The organism is Microbacterium azadirachtae (assembly GCF_000956545.1).
Lineage (GTDB): Bacteria > Actinomycetota > Actinomycetes > Actinomycetales > Microbacteriaceae > Microbacterium > Microbacterium azadirachtae.
In genome coordinates, this window is record NZ_JYIT01000067.1 from 50,141 (window position 1) to 70,544 (window position 20,404).

Genomic DNA, 20,404 nt, shown 5'->3' on the forward strand with positions numbered 1-20,404 from the left:
GCGGTTCCGCTGCTCAGTCGACGCCCGGTGCGCCTGCCTCGCGCGACGCCGCCGCCCGCGCGGCCGAGTCCGCGGCCGCCCATCCGTCGACCCAGTGACCGAGCCGGGCGTACGCCTCCTCGCGGGCCTCGTGCCGCGAGAGGAACACGTCGTGCAGCGCGCCCTCGATCCATTCGATCGTGATCGAGTGCCCGATCTTGAGCGCGGCGCGGGCGATGTCGTCCACGACGAGCACGCTGTCCGCACGGGTCAGGTCCTCGGACCACGACGTCGGATAGGCGCTGTGCGCGGAGAGCAGCACGCACACCGGAACGCCGATGTCGATGCCCGCGGCGATGCTCGCGTGTCCGGCCAGGATCGCGTTCAGCCAGCCCGCATGCACCGCCATGGTCTGCGCCGGCCGCCACGCGAGATCCACGTCCATCGGATCCTCGGGATCGGCGACCTCGTTCTGCGCGCGCGTGTAGAAGCCGAGATCCACCTGGGGCGCCCGGTCGAGCGGACGCCTCTTGGCCTGCAGCCCCACGAGCGGCGCGATCGTCTCGCGAGTGAACCGCGGCAGTTGGAACTCCAGCCACGGGCTGTTCAGGATCACCGCCGACGCGACGCCCGGGTTGCGCGCCGCCCACAGGCTCAGCGTCAGTCCGCCCGTCGAGTGGCCGAGCAGCACCAGGCGGCGCGGCGCGGCACCCTGTCCGTCGGTCATCGCGGCGAGCGCCGCCGCGATGTCCTCGTCGTACTCGGCGAGGTCCGAGATGTACCCAGGGGTCTGCCCGGGACGGAGGCTGCGCCCGTATTTGCGCAGGTCGAGCGCGAAGAAGCGCGCCCCTCTGCCCGTCCAGAATCGCGCGAGTCTCTTCTGGAAGAAGTAGTCCGACCAGCCGTGCACGTAGAGCACGTCGGTGTCGGCGAGCGTGCGGCGGTCGCCGAACAGGCGCTGCCAGGCGGTGCGCTCCGGGAGAGCACGCACCAGCGTCGCGACCACCTCGCCCTCGTCGTCGGCGCGCAGCGGCAGTGTGAGCTGGAAGAACTCCTCGCCGAGCACGTCGGGCACCCATCCCTGCGGATCCGGTGCGGCGGTCATGACCTCAGCGTATCGGCGCCCCTGCCGTGCGCGCGGCGCGTCCCCTACGCTGGGGCCACAGCCCACCAGGAGGAACCATGCACCGCCGACTTCCCCGCTCCCGGGCCGTGCTGGCCGGGATCCTCATCTCGTCCGCAGCGCTCGGCCTCGCCGCCTGCTCCGGGACGGGCGGCACCGCCGCGACCACCGAGCCCGCATCGGTCACCCCCGCGCCGAGCGCGCAGCAGCTCCCGCCGATCATGGCCGATCTGAAAACCGTCGACGGCACCACCGTCTCGGTCCCGCTCGACAACGTCATCGTGCTGACCGGCGACACCGCCGACTTCACGCACTGGACCGCGAAGATCGAGGATCCGAACATCGTGTCGTTCACGCCCGGCAAGGACGACGGATCCGCGCAGTTCAACCCGGGACTCTCCCCGATCACGACCGGCACCACGAAAGTCACGATGGACAACAGCGCCTCGGGTGCACACGTCGCCTTCACTGTCGAGGTCACGCCGAAGAAGTAGCCCGTCCGTGACGCCCCGAGCCAAGGCGCTCGAGGCGACCGGGATCCGTCACTCCCCGCGGGAGATGCGGACCATGTCCTCGCGCGGAACGACCTTGACCCGGGCGCGCTCCTCCGGCGCCCCCAGGGCGATCTCATGCTCGTCCAGGCGGTGCCAGCCGTCGAGATCCGTCCAGCGCACGCCGCGCTCGGCGAGCAGCGCGGGGATCGCCTCCTCCGACGCGTCCTCCGGCTGCCACCAGGACCCCTGGTCGTTGATGAGGTGGCGGACGGTCTCCATCGCGTCGGACTTGGTGTGCCCGATCAGGCCCACCGGGCCGCGCTTGATCCAGCCGGTCGCGTAGATGCCGGGCACCCGCTGGTTCGAGTCCTTCGCCAGCACCTGCCCCTCGCGGTTCGGGATCACGCCGTGCTTCTTGTCGAAGGGGACGCCGGGCAGCGGCGAGCCGAAGTAGCCGATGGCGCGGTACAGCGCCTGGATCGGCACCTCGCGCAGCTCGCCGGTGCCGACCGCGCCCCCGGTGCCGTCGGGGCGGGTGCGCTCGTAGACGAGCGCCGCGACGCGGCCCGTCTCGTCCTTGCGCACCTCGACCGGACGCGCCCAGAAGTGCAGGTGCAGGCGGCGCGACGCGGTGCCGCCCGCGTTGTTCACGGAGTCGCGCTTGCGCCACGACTGCAGCACGCGGTCGATGACCATGACCTGCTTGTTGCTCGCGATCGCGTCGCGGGAGGCGTCGTCGTAGTCGAAGTCCTCGTCGTAGACGACCATGTCGACGTCGCGCAGCTCGCCGAGCTCGCGCAGCTCGAGCGGGGTGAACTTCACCTGCGCGGGGCCGCGGCGCCCGAACACGTGCACGTCGGTGACGGCGCTGCTCTTCAGCCCCTCGTACACGTTCGCGGGGACCTCGGTGACGAGCAGATCCTCGGCGTGCTTGGCCAGCATGCGCGACACGTCCAGGGCCACATTGCCGTTGCCGATGACGGCGACGCTCGCGGCGTCCAGCGGCCACTCGCGCGGCACGTCCGGGTGCCCGTCGAACCAGCTGACGTAGTCGGCAGCGCCGTAGGATCCGATCGCGTCGACGCCCGGGATGTCCATCCCGGTGTCGCGCCGTGCGCCCGTCGCGAAGATCACGGCGTTGTAGTGCCGCTTGAGGTCGTCCAGGGTGATGTCGGTGCCGAAGTTCACGTTGCCGAAGAGCCGGATGTCGCCGCGGTCCAGCACGTCGCGCAGCGCCGTGATGATGCCCTTGATGCGCGGGTGGTCCGGTGCGACGCCGTAGCGCACCAGGCCGTACGGCGCGGGCAGCTGCTCGAACAGGTCGATCGAGACGTCGAAGCGACGCTCGGCCTTGAGCAGGAGGTCGGCGGCGTAGATGCCGGCGGGGCCAGCGCCGACGATGGCAAGCCTGAGCTTGGTCATGGTGGTTCCTTTCGGCAGCCCGGGCACGGGCCGGACGATGTCAGCTGCTGCGGTCCGCGAGCGTCTCCGCGAAGCGGGTGAGCGCCTCGCGGACGGGACCCTTGGGCAGCACGGCGAGCTCGTCGATCGCGCCCTGGGTCCAGCTGCGCGCCAGGTCGAGCGTCTTGCGGGTCACGTCGTGGTCGCGCAGGCGCGAGAGGGCGTCGTCGAGGATCGACGGATCCTCCCCGGCCGCGATCCGCTGCACGCCCGCGTCGATCTCGGCGGCGAGCGCGACCGATTCCGGATCCGTCTCCACTCCCAGCAGGAGCGAGGGCATGGTCGGCACGCCGGCGCGCAGGTCGGTGCCGGGGACCTTGCCGGTGTCCTCCGGCTTGGCGGACAGGTCGATCACGTCGTCGAGCAGCTGGAACGCGACGCCGACCTTCTCGCCGTAGACGCGCAGCGGCTCCTCGAACTCGGCGGGAGCGCCGGAGAAGATCACGCCGGCCTGCGTCGCGGCCGCGATGAGGGATCCGGTCTTGTCCGCGAGCACCTGGATGTAGAACGCGATCGGGTCGTCGCCGGGCTGCGGGCCCACGGTCTCGTGCATCTGCCCGAGCACGAGCCGCTCGAACGTGTCGGCCTGCAGGCGGATCGCGCGGTCGCCCTGCCCGCTCATGAGCTTGAGCGCCCGGGAGAAGAGGATGTCGCCGGTGAGGATCGCGACGTTGTTGCCCCACACTGCATGGGCCGCGGGGACGCCACGACGCCGATCCGCGCCGTCCATGACGTCGTCGTGGTACAGCGAGCCGAGATGCGTGAGCTCCAGCGCCTTGGCGATGTCGATGACGGCGGGCAGGTTGCCGCCGCCGAGCTGTGCGGTGAGGAGCGCGAGCACGGGGCGCACCCTCTTGCCGCCGGCCTCGTACAGGTAGCGGCTCGTGGCGTCGGCGAGGGCGTCGGCCACGCGCAGGTCTTCGGCGAGGCCGGACTCGACCAGGTCGAGGCCCGCTTCGACCTCGCGGGCGAGCTTGCGCGCGGCGGGACCGATGAAGACACGGTCACTGAAACCGAGACGGCTCGCGAGGCGCGAACCCGTGGCGGCAGAGCTCGAAGTCACGGTGTCCAGCCTACCTGCGAACGCCGGGAGGTTGAGCGCGCCCGGTTCAGGCCCGCGGCTTCCGAGCCCGGTGCAGGGCGACCATGCCGAACGACAGGTTGCGCCAGGCGACGTCGATCCAGCCCGCCTCGCGCAGCCAGCCGGCCAGGGTGCGCTGGTCCGGCCAGTCCCGGATCGACTCGTTCAGGTAGTCGTAGGCATCGCCGTTGGTTCCGGCGAGGCGGGCCACCCGGGGCAGCACCTGGGAGTTGTAGAGCCGGTAGAAGCCGCGCATGAGCTTGGCCGGGGGCGTGGAGAACTCGTTGATGACGACCCGGCCGCCCGGCTTGGTGACCCGGTAGAGCTCGGCGATCGCCTTCTTCGGATCCTGCACGTTGCGCAGGCTGTACGACATCGTCACCGCGTCGAAGGAGTCGTCCTCGAAGGGGAGCGCGGTGGCGTCGGCCTCGACGAAGCTGAGGTTCGGCAGATCGCCGTGCCGGCGCTTGCCCTCGGCGAGCATCCCGGGCGAGAAGTCGGCGGCGACAACCTCCGCGCCGCTGCGCGCAAGGGACGCCGAGGAGGACGCGGTGCCCGCGCCCAGGTCGAGGATCCGCTCGCCCTTCTTCGGTGCGACCGCGCGCGTGGTGGCGGCCCTCCACAGTGCGTCGTTGCCGACCGTCATCACGGTGTTGGTGCGGTCGTAGCCGGCCGCCACCTGGTCGAACATGCCGCTGACGCGGGAAGGCTCCTTGCCGAGGTCGGCGCGGTTGGGCTCAGACGGGGTCACCCGTCCAGCCTACGCGCGTGCGGGCGTGCGGCCGGCGCAGGTCAGGACAGGTGCCGCGCCGGAAGCGCCAGCTCCGCGAGCCGGTCGAGCCACCGGTCGGCGGTCGCGTCGTCGAACGGCGGCACCTGCGCGCGCACCCGCTGCTCGAGGTCCGCGGCGAGCGCCTCCAGATGCCGCTGCACGTCGGCCGGGTAGCCGTACTCGACCCGGTGCTCGTCCCACTCGTCCTCGTCGTCGATCCAGGTGCCGCGCTCGCCCTCGACGCGCACGACGTCCAGATCCATGTCGATCCCGGTGAAGAGCACGGGCACGGTCCCCTGCCCTTCCTCCGCGCCATCGCCCTCCACCGCGCGCACGTCCCAGGCGAGGTCGATGTAGATGCGCATCCCGTGAGGATGGTCGCGGTTCACCGTCAGCGCGTAGTCGGCACTCGGCGGGACGAGGGTGACGTTGGGGCCGGCGGCGGTGAACGAGCGGCCGGGGCGCTCGCTCCCCCAGCCGGCAGGCTGTCCGACCCAGTCCCCCCAGTCATCGGATCCGAGGTAGACGCACTCGTGCCTCCAGTGCGGGGAGCCGCCCCACTTGCGCCATTGGAAGACGATCTCGGTTCCGGATGCGGGGCGGTCTGCGGTCACGCTGCCACTCTATGCGGGGGTCCCGCGCGCGAGGCGACCGGCTCCGCACGCAATAGGCTGGATGCGTGAGTGCCGGCCTGGTCGTTCAGACGCGAGAGTTCGACCTCCAAGGCGACCTGCTCGGCTATGCGGATCCCGCGGATCCGCGAGCGTGGTTGCGCCGCGGCGACGGGATCGTCGCGGTCGGCGCCGAGACCGCTCGCGTCGTTCGCGCCGCCCGGGGGCCCGAGTCCCGCACGTCGGCGCTCGCTCGCGCCTGGGACGACATCCGCGCGTCCGCGACCGTGGACGACACCGTGCAGCTACCGGGCACCGGGCTGGTCGCGTTCGCGGCCCTGGTCTTCGACGAGGAGTCGTCCGCGGAGAGCGTGCTCCTCGTGCCGCGGACGGTGATCGGCCGCCACGGCGGGCGCACGTGGATCACCCACGTGCTCGACGCCCCGGCCTCGGGCGACACCGATGGATCGGCCATCCCCGCTCCCACCGCGCTCGGACCGCACTGGGCGGGCACGCTCGGTCCGGGCGCGCAGACCGCGCAGGGCTACCAGGCATCGGTGCGCGCCGCGCTTTCCGCGATCGCCGAGGCGCAGTACGGCAAGGTCGTGCTCGCGCGCGACCTCGTGGGCACGGTGCCGGCCGGATCCGATCTGCGCCGGCTCGTACGGGCTCTCAGCACCGAGTACCCCGACACGTGGGCCTTCGCGGTCGACCGTCTCATCGGCGCGAGCCCGGAGACGCTCGTCACGGTGCAGGACGGCGTGGTGACGGCCCGCGTGCTGGCCGGCACGACCGCTCGCGGCGCGGACGCCGTGACCGACGCCCGTGCCGCCGCGGCCCTGGCCGACAGCCCCAAGGACAACGACGAGCACGCCTTCGCGGTGCGCAGCGTGGTCGCCTCGCTCGCCCCGCACACCACGGCGCTCGACGCCGACGGCGGACCCTTCATCCTCGAGCTGCCGAACCTGTTCCACCTCGCGACCGACGTGCGGGCCCGGCTCAGCGACGGCGCGTCCGCGCTGGACCTCGCCGCGGCACTGCATCCCACGGCCGCGGTCGCGGGCACGCCGACCGACGCGGCAGTCGCGGCGATCCGGGAGCTCGAGCCCTTCGATCGCGGTCGCTACGCCGGCCCGGTGGGCTGGATCGACGCCCGCGGCAACGGCGAATGGGCGATCGCGCTGCGGTGCGCCCAGTTCGGAGTCGCGGGCTCCGGGGTGCCGATCCCCCTCACCGCCTACGCAGGAGCGGGCATCGTGGCCGGCAGCGATCCGGAGGCGGAGCTGCTCGAGACGCGGGTGAAGTTCCGCCCCATCGTCGACGCCCTCGCCTGACGCGGAACAGGATCCGCTCAGGTCGCGGCGAGGCGCTTCCGCTCGGCCTCGACGTCGTAGTCGGCGAGCGGCCACTGCGGATCGATGTCCTCGAGCGCGGCGAGCAGCAGCTCCTGCACCGCGAGCCGCGCGTACCACTTGTGGTTGGCCGGGATCACGTACCAGGGCGCCGCGTCGGTCGAGGTGCGCGCGAAGACGGTGTCGTAGGCCGCCATGTAGTCGTCCCAGAGCAGGCGCTCATCCGTGTCGCCGGGGTTGAACTTCCAGTGCTTCTCGGGCCGGTCCAGGCGTTCAATGAGGCGCTTCTTCTGCTCGTCGCGGGAGATGTTCAGCATCACCTTGACGATGCGGGTCCCGCTGTCGACGACCCGCTTCTCGAACTCGACGATCGCGCCGTAGCGCCGTTCGATCTCCTCCGCGGGGGCGAGGGAGCGCACCCGGCCGATGAGCACGTCCTCGTAGTGCGAGCGGTCGAAGACCCCGATCTTGCCCTCCGCGGGCAGACGCTTCTCGATGCGCCAGAGGAAGTCGTGCTGCAGCTCCTCCGAGGTCGGCGCCTTGAAGGCGGCCAGCTCGACGCCCTGCGGATCCACGCCGCCGACCACGTGCCGCACGATCCCGCCCTTCCCGGCGGAGTCCATCGCCTGCAGCACCAGCAGCACGCTCGCCTGCGCCTCGCCCACCGCCGAGCGCGCGAACAGCCGCTCCTGCAGATCGCCGAGCGCCACCAGCCCGTCGGCGAGCGACGCCGCGCCGTCCGACTTCCGGCCCTGGTATCCCGGGGTGGAGTCCGGATCCACGCCGGCGAGACCGGCGGACGTGACGCGGAGGACTTCGGCGGCGGGGGCGGTCCACCCGGCGGAGTGCTGGCTCATGGTCCCCATGATGCCCCATGCCGGGCACAGGGGCCCGAGGGCGGCCGGCACCCGCTCCGGCACCGCGAAGGCTCAGCGCGCCAGCGGCACCTCGATGAGCTGGGGGCCGGTGACCTCCGCGGCGAGCGCACGCTCCAGCTCGGCGACCGTGCCGGCGCGCACGAACGTCCATCCGTAGGCGGCGGCGAGGGGCTCCAGCGCGACGGACTGCGGGGTATAGAACGCACGGTCCAGGTCGGCCGAGGGAGCGGTGCCGGCGACCTCGAGGCCGTCGAAGATCGTGCCGCCGCCGTCGTTCCCGACGATCACCTGGATCCGCGGCGCCGGTTCGTCGGCCGGCAGCAGCAAGGATCCCACATCGTGCAGGAGGGAGAGGTCGCCGAGCAGCACCCGGGTCGTGCCGCCGGCTCCGGGCGCTTCCTCCGCTTCCGCGGCGAGCGCGATCCCGATTCCCGTCGCGATCGTGCCGTCGATCCCGGCGAGCCCGCGGTTGGCGTGCACCCGCACGTCGCGGCCTTCGAGCAGCTGGTCCGCCACCCGCACGATCCTCGACGACCCGAACAGCAGCCGGTCCACCGGACGGCCGGCCGCCCCCACGGCGCGCACGAGAGCGCCGCGGTCCACCACGGCCCGCTCGACCGGGACGCTGTCGACCGCGGGTGCTGCGTCGCGCACGACCGGCGCGGTCCACGCCGCCAGCCATTCCGCGTCCCCAGGACCGGGCTCCACCTCCACCGCGCGTGCGTCGACGGCGGTGCCCGACGGGTTCAGCCGCTCCCCGCCGCGGCGCACCGCGACGATGTCGAGGTCCGTGCGGCGCAGCAGGGACGCGACCTCGCGACTCAGGGTCGGATGCCCGAAGACGATGACCCGCTGGATCCGTCCGGCGAGTGTCGGGTCGTTCAGGCGATCCCGGTATGCGGGGACGACATGCGGGTCCCCGGCCCGGGCGCCGCTCACCACTTCGGCGATCAGCGGCCACCCGGCTTCACGGGCGATCCGCGCCGCGTCCGGGCCGGCATCGGCACCCGCCACCACGACGGTGCGCGGTCCCGCGGCGATCCGCAGCGGTTCCGCGGGCGCCGACGACGGCAGCGGTCCACGCGTCGCGCGGAGCGGATCCGGCACCGCGCCGGAGAGCGGCTCGCGCGTCGGCAGGTTCAGGTGCGCGGGGCCGGCGATCCCCTCGAGGCCCTCGCCCGCGGCGCCGACGGCCGCCGCGACGGCGTCGGCGGCGAGCGTCGCGAAGACGGCCGGCTCCGCATCGCCCGGCACGGGCGCATCCACGCTCAGCCGCGCCCACGGACGGAACATCCCGGGCTGGATGGTGGCCTGGTTCGCGCCGACACCGCGCAGTTCAGGCGGCCGGTCGGCGGTGAGCAGGATCAGCGGAACGCCGGCATGGAACGCCTCCATCACCGCCGGGAGGTATCCGGCCGTCGCCGTCCCCGATGTGCAGATCAGCGCCGCCGGGGCGCCCGACTCACGACCGAGGCCGAGCGCGGTAAACCCAGCGACCCGCTCGTCGATCCGCACGTGCACGCGCACGGATCCGGAGCGCGCGAGAGCGGTCGCCGCGAGCGCGAGCGCCTGCGACCGGGATCCCGGCGAGAGCACGATGTCGGTCACGCCGCGTTCGACGAGCCCCGTCAGCAGTCGCACGGCGGCATCGGTGGCGGGCGACGATGCAGGCGCCGTCACGGGCGGGGGCCCGGCGAATCGGTGTCGCCGCGCTCGTCGAGCCGCGCGAGCTCCTCCTGGAGCTCCTTGATCAGCCGCTCCTGCTCCGCCTCGCTGATGCGTCGCACGGAGCCGGCTTTCGCGTGACTCGGATCCCCGTCGTCCAGCGGCAGGTACCGCTCATCGGCGGCGGAGTGCCCGCGGCGGGTGCGGCCGATCGCGAACCACAGCACGCCGCCGATCACCGGGATCACCACGACGATCGCGATCCACACACCCTTGGACACGCCGCGGTGACGGCTCGCCGGCTGCACGACGCAGTCGACGATGCTGAACACCCAGAAGACCGCGGCCAGAAAACCGCCGATCACGAGGAAACGTGCCACGCCTCCAGTCTAGGCGCGCGTACTCGCGCCCGGGCACTTCCCCCGGGATCACACGGCTGCCGCACATGTGATCGAGACGGACGCCATACGCCCCTCACAGCGCACCCCGAACGCGGGCTCCTAGACTGGACCCGTGAAACTTCCTCCCCTTCTCGTGTACTCGGTGCTGCGCCTGCTGGCGTTCCTCGTGCCGCTGGGGATCCTCTGGTTCTTCTTCCCGATCTTCCGGGAGTTCTGGTGGCTCGCGGCGCTCTTCGCCGCCCTCATCGGCATCAGCATCTCGCTGCTGTTCCTGCGCAGCCCGCTGTCCGACGCGTCGCGCGCGATCTACGCCAAGCGCGCCGAGAAGACGGGATCCGCACCGACCGACGAGGACATCGAGGACGCCGAGGCCTCGGCGGACCGCGACGAGACGGACGCGAACGGCACGGATTCCCGCAACGCGGCCTGACCCGCGTTCCGGGCGTCGCGCGCTCAGCCGGGCGCACCCTGCCGCGCGCGCTCAGCCGCGGGCGAAGGTCACGTGCACGACGCCGCTCTCGGCGACCTCGCTCGTGACGGTGTAGTCGCTCTCGAGTCCGCGCAGCTCCGCCCAGAGGTTCTGGCCGCGGCCCAGCAGGATCGGCGTGATGCCCACGTGCAGGCGGTCGATCAGGCCTGCCGCCAGGAAGGAGCGCACGGTGTCGACGCCTCCGCCGATCCGCACGTCTTCGCCTCCGGCCGCGTCGGTCGCGAGCGCCAGCGCCTCGTCGGGCGAGGCGGCGAGGAAGCGGAACTCGGTGCCGTTGGCGAAGACGATCGGATCGCGGTCCGCGTCGTGGGTGAGCACGAACACCGGGCAGCGGAACGGCGGCTCCTCTCCCCACCAGCCGCGCCAGTCGCGGTCGTCCGGGAAGTTGTGCAGCCCGAACATGCCCGCGCCCATGATCTCGGCGCCGATGTTCTCGAAGTAGGCCGCGCCGTAGCGGTCGTCGACACCCGTGGTGCCCTCGCCGGAGGAGTCGCCCAGCACCCGCTCGCGGAACGTGCGCGTGGCGGTGTAGGCGGCGACGAGGCGCCCCCAGTCCTCACCGAACGGGTTCTCGGGCGTCTGATCCGTGGTCGACGCGTAGCCGTCCAGGGAGATGTTGAGGTCGGCGCGAACGGCCATGTGTCGGCTCCTTGCTGACGAGGGGAGGGATTCAGGGGCGGTGCGGATTCGAGTCTTTGCCGTCGAGCCAGAGCGTATCCGTGGCGTCGCGATGCACGCCATCGGTTCCGACGTGGGTTGAGCTGATCGCGGGACCCTTGGTGATGACGTGAACGATCGCCATGCCGTGACCGCGTCCGAGGTCGTACTCGTTCTTCAGCCACTCGAGGATCGGTGTCGCCTTGGTACCCGGGCCGAAGCCCTGGGCGGCGGCGAGGTCGACGATCTGGCGCGGCGTGAGCCCGGTCTTGGTCTCGACGGCGTCGAGATATGCCTGGAACGACATGTTCTGGTTCTCCTCGGAGGCGGTGGTCACTCGACCACGGTCTGGATGATGACGGCGGAGGCGTGGATCCCGATCAGGCGCATGGTTCCCGATCCCACGTTCTCGAACCGGTGCGGTACGAATGCCGGCCCGGTGACGGTGTCCCCGGCGGTCGCGGCGATCGTGCGGTCGCCGACGGTGAAGGCCGCGTCGCCCTCGAGCACGACCCAGGTCTCAGGGTACGGGTGCCAGTGCAGCAGCGAGCCCTGACCGGGCTGGTTGTCGACATAGAAGTACGAGACGCCGGCGCCGTGCTCGGCTCCTTCGAAGCGTCGTCCGTTGCCGGTCCCGAGGCGGATCTCCTCGGGCGCGATCACGGTGACGTCGGGTGCGATGGTGCTCATGTCGTGTCCTCTCGGTGGTGTTCCCACTCTCGCGAGATCCCCGCGAGGCTCGTAGAGTTTCGATGTGGATCGAAACATGGAAGGTGTCGAGTGGGAGCACCACCGCGTCGACTTCCATCTGAGCCCCGGTGACATCCAGGCGGTGCGGTTCGGTATCTCGCCCGGCCATGAGCTTGCGCACGCCGTGCGCGTGCTGCTGCGCCCCGAGCAGTACCCGCTGGCCTGGGGCTGGCTGAAGAACGTCCGGGACCGGCTCCCCGGCGACGCCTTCGGCGTGCTGGCGCACGTGATCGGCGCCGACGGCTACATGCCCGACTTCGTCACCACGACCGCCCGCTGGGATCTCGGACCCGACGACGAGCTCGCGGCCCTGCGCGAGGCGCCGCTGGCGGGAATGCGCGTCGATCTCGGGAAGATGGTCGTGCGATCCTCCGGCCGACGTCAGGAGGCGCTTCGCCGCATGCAGGACGACCCCGCCCGGGCACGCGCGATGATCGCCGACGCCTGGGCGGAGGTGTGGGAGGCGGCGATGGCGCCCGTCTGGCCGCAGCTCCAGCGGATCCTGCGATCCGATATCGCCGTCCGCTCCCGCACGATCGCGACCGAGGGCCTGGCGGCCATGGCCTCCGGCATCCACCCGCAGGTGAGCTGGGGCGACGGTTCGGTGCGCGTGCGACTGCGCCGGCACAGCGAGGACGTGGACTGCCGCGGCGGCGGGCTCGTGCTCGTGCCCTCCGTCATGTCGTCCTGGGGCTGCATGGTCATCACCGAGCCGCCGGCCCAGCCCACCCTCTTCTATCCCGCGCGCGGGGTGACAGCGGGCTGGGCGGCAGACGCGGAGGACCTCGTCCGCGCCCTGGAGGCCCTGATCGGCCCGGTGCGGGCGGGGATCCTGCTCACGGCGCACGTGGCGCGCACCACCTCCCGGGTGGCGGCGGAGGCGGGGATCGCCGTGTCCACCGCCTCCCACCACCTCACCGTGCTGCGCGACGCAGGCCTGATCGTCAGCACCCGCGACGGCGCCCGGATGATGCACCTGCGCGCTCCGCTCGGGGAGGCGTTGGTGGGCGCCGCGCTCTGACCCGTCCCGCTAGCGCAGGATCACGAGCTCCTGCGTCGCGCGCGTCATCGACACATACCGGTCCACGGCCCCTTCCACGCCCTCGCCGAAGCGGCCCGGCGCCACGAGCACCACGAGGTCGAACTCGAGGCCCTTGGCGGTCACCGGCGTGCGCAGCCGCACGCGCGGGTCGATCGCTCCCTGAGCGTCCGCGTACGGACGGTCGTCGCCGATCACGCAGGCGATCCCCTCTTCGTGCGCGGCGAGCCAGGTCGCGAGGAGCTCGTCGCGTTCGGCGACCGCGGCGTGCCGCACGGGGATCCCGCTTGAGCGCACCGAGACGGGCACGTTGGCGTCCGGAAGCGCGGCCCGGATCACGGGCTCCGCCTCCGTCATGACCTCCTCCGGGGTGCGGTAATTGATGCGCAGCGACGCCTGCTCGATGCGACGGATCCCCACGCGCGCGAGCCGCTCGCTCCACGTCTCGCCGAACCCGTGGCGCGCCTGGGCGCGGTCGCCGACGATCGTGAGGCTGTGCGAGGGGACGCGACGCAGCAGCATCGCCCACTCGGCGTCGCTGAGCTCCTGCGCCTCGTCGATGATCACGTGCGCGAAGGGCCCCGCCAGCGCATCCGGATCCAGCCGCGGCAGTGCGTCCTCGTCGAGGAGCATCTCGCGCACCCCCGCGCTGTCGTCGCCGAAGAAGAAGCCGGTGACGGCGCTCTCCTTGTCGTCGTCGGCGGCGAGCAGCTCGTCCAGCACGCGCTCGCGATACTCGCGCTCCTCGGCGGTGACGGCCTCCTGGCGGCGACGCCGGCGTGCTGCCGCGGGGTCGCCGATCAGCGCGCGTGCCGCGTCGAGGAGCGGCAGATCCTGCCTGGTCCAGTCGCGCGGATCCACCCCGTCGCCCGCCCCACGTCGCAGGGCCGCCCGCTCCTGCTCGTCCAGCCACGGCGCGCAGATGCGCAGATAGGCAGGGGTGGACCAGAGGTCGGCGACGACTCCCGCCGGATCGAGCACCGGCCAGGCCGCGACGAAGGCGCGCTGCAGTGCCGTGCTCTGACGCAGCGCCCGGTCGAGGTGCCGCGGCGGCACGTCCTCGTCGGCGTACTCCTCGACGAGACCGCCGACCAGCGCGTCCCACACCTCGTCGCGGGCGTCGTTGTGCGCCGTGCCGGGCGCGGGAGCGTCGAACGCCTCGGCCCACGCCTGCGGTTCGACGATCACGTCCCGCCACGGCGTCTCCACGAGCAGCCGCTCCGCGGGGGCGTGCTCGTGGTAGCGCACGGCCGCCGTCACCGCATCGAGCAGGCGCGCGCCGGACTTCAGCGAGCGTGCGAGCGGATCCGCCTCCTCCGGCATGCGGTCGCCGTCGCGTCCCTCCGGCGCGAGGTCGGCCAGGGTGCACACCCGCACGCTGTCCTCCCCGAGGCTCGGGAGCACGTCCTCGACGTAGGCCAGGTAGGGCCGGTGCGGGCCGACGAAGAGGATCCCGCCGTGGCTGAGCCGCTGCTCGGCGTGCATGAGATAGGCCGCGCGGTGCAGGGCGACGACGGTCTTGCCGGTGCCGGGCCCGCCGTCGACGACGAGCGCATCGCGCGACGAGGCACGGATGATCGCGTCCTGGTCGGACTGGATCGTGCCGAGGACGTCACGCATCCGCGGCGAGCGCGAAGCGCCGAGGCTGGCGATGAACGCCGACTGGTCGTCGAGCGCAGCGGCCGCGTCGAGTCCGGCCTCCGCATAGGCGGCAGGATCGAACACCTCGTCCCAGTAGTCGGTGATCCGCCGCGCGTTGCCCGGTCCGGTCGACCAGCGGTAGCGGCGGCGACTCACGAGACCTGCGGGATCCGCGTGGGTGGCGGCGAAGAAGGGCTCGGCGGCCGGCGCGCGCCAGTCGACGAGCAGGCGACCCCCCTCCGCGTCGGACAGTCCGATGCGGCCGATGTAGACGGTCTCCGCCGGTTCGGTCCCTGTTCCCGCGACGACCATGCGGCCGAGGCACAGGTCGACGCCGAACCGGCGCAGCAGCTGCAGCCGCGAGGTCGATCGGTGGATGTCGAGGTCGCGGTCGAGGGCCTCCTGGCCGAGGCGGGCGCGCGCGGCGCGCAGGGCGACGAGGCGCTCGTCGAGCGCGACGATCTCCTCCGCGAGGCGGGCACGGACCGCGGCGAGGTGGGCGTCGTCCGCCGCGATGAGCGCCGGGGCCGACTTGCGGGCGAGTGCGGGCGGGAGCGCGAAGACGGACGGATCGTCCGGCGAGCCGGACGACGCGGTCGGGGTGTCGGTTTCGAGGGCGGTCTCAGGGGTGGTTTCAGAGCGCACGGATCCTCCGGTTCCTGGGCGAAGCCACTCAGTCTGCCCCCGCAGGGGGCCCTTGCCGCAAGCCCCACCCCCTCCGGTATCCTGGAAGTGCAGGGAGCGGTCCGCGAGGATCCGCTCCCATCGTGTTTCCGCCGCTTTCCCGACACCGGAACGACATCTTCTGCGGCCGGAACGCGCTTCGCGCGCGGCTACGATCGAAGGTGCTCTGCGCCGCCCCGGCGGTCGCGCCTCGCCTCGGAAGGATCCTCATGTCCCACGCCGCCTCCGCCCACCGCCATGTCGAGGATCTGGCCGACTTCGTCGCCGCCTCGCCGTCCAGCTACCACGCGGCCGAGGAGGTCGCGCGGCGCCTCCAGGAGCAGGGCTTCACGCGTCTCGACGAGACCGAGGCCTGGCCGGCGCAGGCGGGCGGCCGCTTCGTCGTCGTGCGCGACGGCGCCGCGATCGCGTGGATCGTGCCCGCCGGCGCGACCGCGACGACGCCGGTGCACGTGCTGGGCGCGCACACCGACTCCCCCGGCTTCAAGCTCAAGCCCCGGCCGACCACCGGATCCCGCGGCTGGCTCCAGGCAGCCGTCGAGGTGTACGGCGGGCCGCTGCTGAACTCGTGGCTCGATCGTGAGCTGCGCCTCGCCGGCCGCCTCGCGCTCGCCGACGGCCAGGTCGTGCTCGCCGCGACCGGACCGCTGCTGCGACTCCCCCAGCTCGCGATCCACCTCGACCGCGGCGTCAACAACGGTCTCGCGCTGGACAAGCAGGTCGAGACGCAGCCGGTCTGGGGTCTGGGCGACCCCGAGGCGGCGGACATCCTCGGCGAGCTCGCCGCCACCGCGGGCGTGGATCCGTCCGGCATCCGCGGCTTCGACGTCGTCGTCGCCGACAGCGCGCGCGGCGCGGTGTTCGGCAAGGACGACGCGTTCTTCGCGAGCGGGCGCCTCGACGACCTCGCCTCCGTGCACGCGGGCGTCGTCGCACTCGGGGAGGTCGCCGCGCACGGCGAGCCGTCGGCGATCGCCGTGCTGGCCGCCTTCGATCACGAGGAGCTCGGCTCCGGATCGCGTTCCGGCGCCGCGGGCCCGATCCTCGAGGACGTGCTGGAGCGGATCTACGACGGGCTCGGCGCGGACGCGGTCGACGTGCACCGCGCGTACGCCGCCTCCTGGTGCCTGTCCAGCGACGTCGGGCACTCGGTGCACCCGAACTACGCCGGAAAGCACGACCCGGTCGTGCAGCCCGTGCTCGGTTCCGGACCGATCCTGAAGATCAACGCGAACCAGCGCTACGCCACGGATGCGGTGGGCGCGGCGGCATGGCACCGCTGGTGCGACGCGGCGGGCGTCGTGACGCAGGAGTTCGTCTCGAACAACGACGTGCCCTGCGGCTCGACGATCGGCCCGATCACGGCGACCCGGATCGGGATCCGCACGGTCGACGTGGGGATCCCGATCCTCTCGATGCACTCCGCCCGCGAACTCGCCGGCGTGAGCGACCTGCACGATCTCGCCGCCGTAGCGAAGGCCTTCTTCGCGAGCTGAGGCGGTCCGACGCCACCCGGGAAGAGGTCCCGGATGCGGGTCAGCGCATCGTGTCCAGGATCCCGACCAGGTCCTCGAACGTCGTGAGCGGGTTCAGGATCGCGAAGCGGGTGTTGACCCGGCCGGCGTGCGAGCTCGGCACGACCAGCGCGCGCTGCGTTTCGAGCAGCTCGTCGGACCAGCGGTCGTAGTCCGCGCGCTCCCAGCCGTCGCGCTCGAACACCACGACCGACAGCTGCGGGTCGCGCACGAGGCGCAGCTCGGGACGCGCGGCGATCTCGGCCGCGATCCGGCGCGTCAGCGTCAGCGTCTCGCTGACCGCGGCGCGGTACGCGTCGACGCCGTAGGTCGCCAGGGAGAACCACAGCGGCAGACCCCGCGGGCGCCGGGTCAGCTGGATCGAGTAGTCGGAGGGGCTGAACTCGTCCGTGTCGGTGAGGGTGTCGAGGTACTCGGCGTGCTGGGTGTGCGCGCGGCGCCCCGTCTCCGGGTCGCGGTAGAGCAGGGCGCAGCAGTCGAACGGCGCGAACAGCCACTTGTGCGGGTCGACCACGAGGGAGTCCGCGCGCTCGACGCCGGCGAACCAGCCGCGGGCCTCGGGCGCGAGCATCGCGGTGAGCCCGTAGGCGCCGTCGACGTGCAGCCAGAACTCGAACTCGTCCTTGAGCGCGGCGATGCCGGCGATGTCGTCCAGGATGCCGAAGTTCGTGGATCCGGCGGTCGCGACGACGGCGAACGCCGCGTCGCCGTGCTCTTCGAGCGCTTCGCGCACGGCGTCGGCCCGCAGCACTCCGTCGGATCCGGCGGGGACGGCGATGACGTCGACGTCCATGATCTTCGCCGCCGACTTGTTCGAGGAGTGCGCCTCGAGGCTGCAGACCAGCTTCCAGCGCGGCGGCAGATCACGGCCCGCCGCGAGCAGCCGCTCCTTGGCGGTCTCGCGCGCCGCGGCGAGCGCGGACAGGTTGCCGATCGTGCCGCCCTGCACGAAGACGCCGCCCGCGGTCTCGGGCAGCCCGAACTCGGCGGCGAGGAACGCCAGCACCTCGTTCTCCGCGTGCACGGCACCGGCACCTTCGAGCCAGCTGCCGCCGTACAGTCCGGAGGCGGAGACGACGAGGTCGAACGCCATCGCGGCCACTGTGGGCGCGTTCGGGATGAACGACAGGTAGTTCGGGTGGCTGGTCGTGAGGCAGGCCGGCGCGAGGATGTGCTCGAACACGCTCAGCGCGCGCTGGGCGCCGAGGCCCTGGTCTGTGATGGTGGTGCCGACGAGGCGGCGCAGCTCCGACTCGGGCTGCGGCTTGTCGAGCGGCACGTCGGTGGCGAGCATCCGTCGGCGGGAGTAGTCGAGCACGGCGTCGACGATCGCGGCGGATTCGGGCGAGGCGGCATGCATGCGCGCGGCGTCCATGGAGGATCCTTCCGACCCGGAAGCCTACGGGCGCCCGGTCACGAGCAGAATGCCGCGCCGGATCAACGGGTCGGCGACATCGTACCGTGCCGTGCTTCCGTCCGCGACCGCATCCTCGAGGAGCGATGTCTGCGCCGGAACGCCCGTCCGGCGGACCGACATCGCTCCTCGAAACCCGGCGATGACGCCGCACCGCAGGGCGGCAGTGCCAGGATGAAGCCATGTCAGCAGATTCCCCGGCCGGATCCGCCTCGCTGATCGAGCGCAACGGCATCGAGATCATCCCCGAGTCGCAGCGCACCGCGCGGCCCCGCGACCTGTTCTGGCCCTGGTTCGCGGCCAACGTGTCCGTGTTCGGCATGTCCTACGGATCCTTCCTGCTCGGATTCGGGATCTCGCTCTGGCAGGCCACGGTCGTCGCGATCATCGGCATCGTCGTGTCGTTCGCGCTGTGCGGGCTCATAGCGATCGCCGGCAAGCGCGGATCCGCGCCGACCATGGTGCTGTCCCGGGCGGCGTTCGGCGTACAGGGGCAGAAGATCCCCGGGATCGTGTCGTGGCTCACGTCGATCGGCTGGGAGACGTCGCTCACGATCACCGCCGTGCTCGCCACGACGACGGTGCTGCACGCGCTCGGCTGGGTGGGCGAGGGCGGCGACGTGGCCGTCAACATCATCGCGACGATCCTGGTGGCGGCGCTCATCGTGGGCGCCTCGGTGCTCGGGTACCACACGATCATGCGGCTGCAGTCGGTGCTGACCTGGCTCACCGGCGCCTTCACCGTGCTGTTCCTGATCCTGACCTTCTCCAGCATCCACTGGGACAAGGCGCTGTCCCACCCCGACGGCACGCTCGCGCAGACCATCGGCGCGCTGGTGATGGTGATGACGGGCTTCGGGCTCGGCTGGATCAACATCGCCGCGGACTGGTCCCGGTATCAGCGACGCACCGCGTCCGACACGCAGATCGTCGCCTGGAACACGATCGGCGGATCCGTCGCACCCGTCATCCTGGTCTTCTTCGGCCTCCTGCTCGCAGGCTCCGACGACAAGCTCGGCGCCGCGGTCGCCGCCGATCCGATCGGCGCGCTCGCGTCGCTGCTTCCGACGTGGACGCTGTTCCCGTTCCTGATCGTGGCGATCCTGACCCTGGTGTCGGGCGCGGTGCTCGGGATCTACTCCTCGGGTCTCACCCTCCTCAGCCTCGGGATCAGGATCCCCCGTCCCGCCGCCGCCGCGGTCGACGGCGTGATCCTCACGATCGGCACCATCGTCGTGGTGTTCTTCGCGCAGAACTTCCTCGGGCCGTTCCAGTCCTTCCTCATCACGCTCGGCGTGCCGATGGCCGCCTGGGCGGGGATCCTCATCGCGGACATCCTGCGTCGGCGGAAGGACTACGACGAGGCATCGCTCTTCGACGCGCGCGGCCGCTACGGCGCGTGGGACGGCGTCTCGATCGTCACGCTCCTCGTGGCGTCGGTCATCGGCTGGGGCTTCGTGATCAACACGTTCGCCGACGCGGCGCCGTGGAACAACTGGCAGGGCTACTTCCTCGGCCTCATCGGCGGCAAGGACGGCGAGTGGGCCTACGCGAACCTCGGGGTGTTCTTCGCGCTCGTGATCGGCTTCGTCGTCACGTGGTTCGGCCGCGCGGGACGGATCCGCCGTCAGGAGCAGGAAGCACCCGCGGCGTGAGCGCTCCGGAACCGGGCAGCACGGCGGATCCGCCGTCAGGAGCAGGAAGCACCCGCGGCGTGAGCGCTCCGGAACCGGGCAGCACGGCGGAGCCCGTGGGGCCCGCCGCGTTGCCGTGGCTGGTGGTGATCGACGCGCAGAACATCTTCGCGGCGCCGGACTCGGCGTGGGGATCCCCGATGTTCCCGGAGGCGCTGGAGAACATCCGGCGCCTCGCCGCGGCCGCCGACGGGCGCGTGCTGCTGACCCGCTGGCTTCCCACCGCCGATCGGAGCACGTCCTGGGGCGACTACTTCGCAGCATGGCCGTTCGCGGACCGCCCGGCCGATGACCCGCTCTACGACCTCGTGCCCGGCGTGCGGGAGCTGTCGCCGCATCCGACGCTCGACCTGCCGACCTTCGGCAAGTGGGGAGCGGAGATCGAGCGGGTCGTCGGATCCGCTCCGGTCGTGCTGACCGGCGTCTCGACCGATTGCTGCGTGGTCTCCACGGCTCTGGCCGCCGCGGATGCGGGGGCTCGCGTGACGATCGCCGCCGACGCCTGCGCCGGATCGACGCCGGAGAATCACGCCGCCGCCCTCACCGTCATGGGACTCTATCCGCCGACGCAGGATGTCCGCGATGAGGATCCCCGCCCAGGCGGCCATCGGCACGCCGAGCGTGATGAGGAAGGACTGGAACGGCCCGAGGAAGTTCTGCGCGAAGAACACCACGACGATGGT

General features: G+C 72.0%; 19 protein-coding genes and 1 pseudogene. 7 read left to right on the forward strand and 13 right to left on the reverse strand.

Annotated features, from left to right (window positions below; all coding sequences use genetic code 11):
- Positions 1-13: 13 nt before the first annotated feature.
- Positions 14-1,084 carry an alpha/beta hydrolase gene (locus RL72_RS06180; RefSeq protein ID WP_045249943.1) on the reverse strand — a complete coding sequence of 357 codons (1,071 nt, stop codon included), beginning with the start codon at positions 1,082-1,084 and terminating at the stop codon, positions 14-16.
- Positions 1,085-1,161: 77 nt separating this feature from the next.
- On the opposite strand from RL72_RS06180, the gene RL72_RS06185 reads away from it, so the two are divergent.
- Complete coding sequence (locus RL72_RS06185) at positions 1,162-1,596, forward strand: hypothetical protein (protein WP_156156722.1); 435 nt, start codon at positions 1,162-1,164, stop codon at positions 1,594-1,596.
- 48 nt (positions 1,597-1,644) lie between these two features.
- Here the strand turns inward: RL72_RS06185 and RL72_RS06190 are convergent, their stop codons facing one another.
- From RL72_RS06190 to RL72_RS06205, 4 genes are read right to left on the reverse strand one after another with little or no spacing between them, the layout of a single operon-like run.
- The gene (locus RL72_RS06190; protein WP_045249945.1) at positions 1,645-3,018 is read right to left on the reverse strand and encodes an FAD-dependent oxidoreductase; all 1,374 of its coding nucleotides are present in this window, start codon (positions 3,016-3,018) and stop codon (positions 1,645-1,647) included.
- Between the two features lie 40 nt (positions 3,019-3,058).
- Entirely contained in the window at positions 3,059-4,120 is a 1,062-nt protein-coding gene (locus tag RL72_RS06195) for a polyprenyl synthetase family protein (RefSeq protein WP_045249946.1), read from the reverse strand.
- 46 nt (positions 4,121-4,166) lie between these two features.
- Positions 4,167-4,889: a class I SAM-dependent methyltransferase gene (locus RL72_RS06200; protein WP_045249947.1), complete on the reverse strand. Its 723-nt coding sequence runs from the start codon at positions 4,887-4,889 to the stop codon at positions 4,167-4,169.
- A 41-nt stretch (positions 4,890-4,930) separates the two neighbouring features.
- Positions 4,931-5,524 carry a DUF402 domain-containing protein gene (locus RL72_RS06205; protein WP_045249948.1) on the reverse strand — a complete coding sequence of 198 codons (594 nt, stop codon included), beginning with the start codon at positions 5,522-5,524 and terminating at the stop codon, positions 4,931-4,933.
- A gap of 65 nt (positions 5,525-5,589) precedes the next feature.
- On the opposite strand from RL72_RS06205, the gene RL72_RS06210 reads away from it, so the two are divergent.
- On the forward strand, positions 5,590-6,855 hold the full coding sequence (locus tag RL72_RS06210) for an isochorismate synthase (RefSeq protein WP_082072171.1): 1,266 nt from the start codon (positions 5,590-5,592) through the stop codon (positions 6,853-6,855).
- Positions 6,856-6,872: 17 nt separating this feature from the next.
- Here the strand turns inward: RL72_RS06210 and RL72_RS06215 are convergent, their stop codons facing one another.
- The 3 genes from RL72_RS06215 to RL72_RS06225 form a co-directional block, all read right to left on the reverse strand.
- A complete protein-coding gene (locus tag RL72_RS06215; RefSeq protein ID WP_428838621.1) occupies positions 6,873-7,730 on the reverse strand; it encodes a polyphosphate kinase 2 family protein in 858 nt (285 codons plus the stop codon).
- A 72-nt stretch (positions 7,731-7,802) separates the two neighbouring features.
- Positions 7,803-9,431, reverse strand: coding sequence for a 2-succinyl-5-enolpyruvyl-6-hydroxy-3-cyclohexene-1-carboxylic-acid synthase (gene menD, locus RL72_RS06220; RefSeq protein WP_045249949.1), 1,629 nt, complete (start codon positions 9,429-9,431; stop codon positions 7,803-7,805).
- Entirely contained in the window at positions 9,428-9,796 is a 369-nt protein-coding gene (locus RL72_RS06225) for a PLDc N-terminal domain-containing protein (RefSeq protein ID WP_045249950.1), read from the reverse strand. The genes menD and RL72_RS06225 overlap by 4 nt, the downstream gene beginning before the upstream one ends.
- A gap of 133 nt (positions 9,797-9,929) precedes the next feature.
- Here RL72_RS06225 and RL72_RS06230 point away from each other — a divergent pair, with 133 nt between their 5' ends.
- Complete coding sequence (locus RL72_RS06230) at positions 9,930-10,247, forward strand: DUF4229 domain-containing protein (RefSeq protein WP_045249951.1); 318 nt, start codon at positions 9,930-9,932, stop codon at positions 10,245-10,247.
- A gap of 51 nt (positions 10,248-10,298) precedes the next feature.
- Here RL72_RS06230 and RL72_RS06235 read toward each other — a convergent pair whose 3' ends face one another.
- From RL72_RS06235 to RL72_RS06245, 3 genes are read right to left on the reverse strand one after another with little or no spacing between them, the layout of a single operon-like run.
- Complete coding sequence (locus tag RL72_RS06235) at positions 10,299-10,946, reverse strand: dihydrofolate reductase family protein (RefSeq protein WP_045249952.1); 648 nt, start codon at positions 10,944-10,946, stop codon at positions 10,299-10,301.
- A 31-nt stretch (positions 10,947-10,977) separates the two neighbouring features.
- Positions 10,978-11,271, reverse strand: coding sequence for a DUF4287 domain-containing protein (locus RL72_RS06240; protein ID WP_045249953.1), 294 nt, complete (start codon positions 11,269-11,271; stop codon positions 10,978-10,980).
- Positions 11,272-11,297: 26 nt separating this feature from the next.
- Positions 11,298-11,654, reverse strand: a complete 357-nt coding sequence (locus tag RL72_RS06245) for a cupin domain-containing protein (protein WP_045249954.1) — start codon at positions 11,652-11,654, stop codon at positions 11,298-11,300.
- Positions 11,655-11,730: 76 nt separating this feature from the next.
- Here RL72_RS06245 and RL72_RS06250 point away from each other — a divergent pair, with 76 nt between their 5' ends.
- The gene (locus tag RL72_RS06250; RefSeq protein ID WP_045249955.1) at positions 11,731-12,735 is read left to right on the forward strand and encodes an ArsR/SmtB family transcription factor; all 1,005 of its coding nucleotides are present in this window, start codon (positions 11,731-11,733) and stop codon (positions 12,733-12,735) included.
- 9 nt (positions 12,736-12,744) lie between these two features.
- On the opposite strand, the gene helR is transcribed toward RL72_RS06250, so the two are convergent.
- Entirely contained in the window at positions 12,745-15,039 is a 2,295-nt protein-coding gene (helR, locus tag RL72_RS06255; RefSeq protein ID WP_045249956.1) for an RNA polymerase recycling motor ATPase HelR, read from the reverse strand.
- Between the two features lie 248 nt (positions 15,040-15,287).
- Between helR and RL72_RS06260 the strand changes: the two genes are divergently transcribed.
- Positions 15,288-16,574, forward strand: a complete 1,287-nt coding sequence (locus RL72_RS06260; RefSeq protein ID WP_045249957.1) for a M18 family aminopeptidase — start codon at positions 15,288-15,290, stop codon at positions 16,572-16,574.
- 40 nt (positions 16,575-16,614) lie between these two features.
- Here RL72_RS06260 and RL72_RS06265 read toward each other — a convergent pair whose 3' ends face one another.
- A complete protein-coding gene (locus tag RL72_RS06265) occupies positions 16,615-17,988 on the reverse strand; it encodes a pyridoxal phosphate-dependent decarboxylase family protein (protein ID WP_045249958.1) in 1,374 nt (457 codons plus the stop codon).
- A 221-nt stretch (positions 17,989-18,209) separates the two neighbouring features.
- On the opposite strand from RL72_RS06265, the gene RL72_RS06270 reads away from it, so the two are divergent.
- Together RL72_RS06270 and RL72_RS06275 are read left to right on the forward strand one after the other, a co-directional pair.
- Positions 18,210-19,682: a purine-cytosine permease family protein gene (locus tag RL72_RS06270; protein WP_045249959.1), complete on the forward strand. Its 1,473-nt coding sequence runs from the start codon at positions 18,210-18,212 to the stop codon at positions 19,680-19,682.
- A gap of 125 nt (positions 19,683-19,807) precedes the next feature.
- Positions 19,808-20,212: pseudogene (locus RL72_RS06275) on the forward strand (cysteine hydrolase family protein); the annotation flags it as partial.
- Between the last annotated feature and the right edge of the window lie 192 nt (positions 20,213-20,404).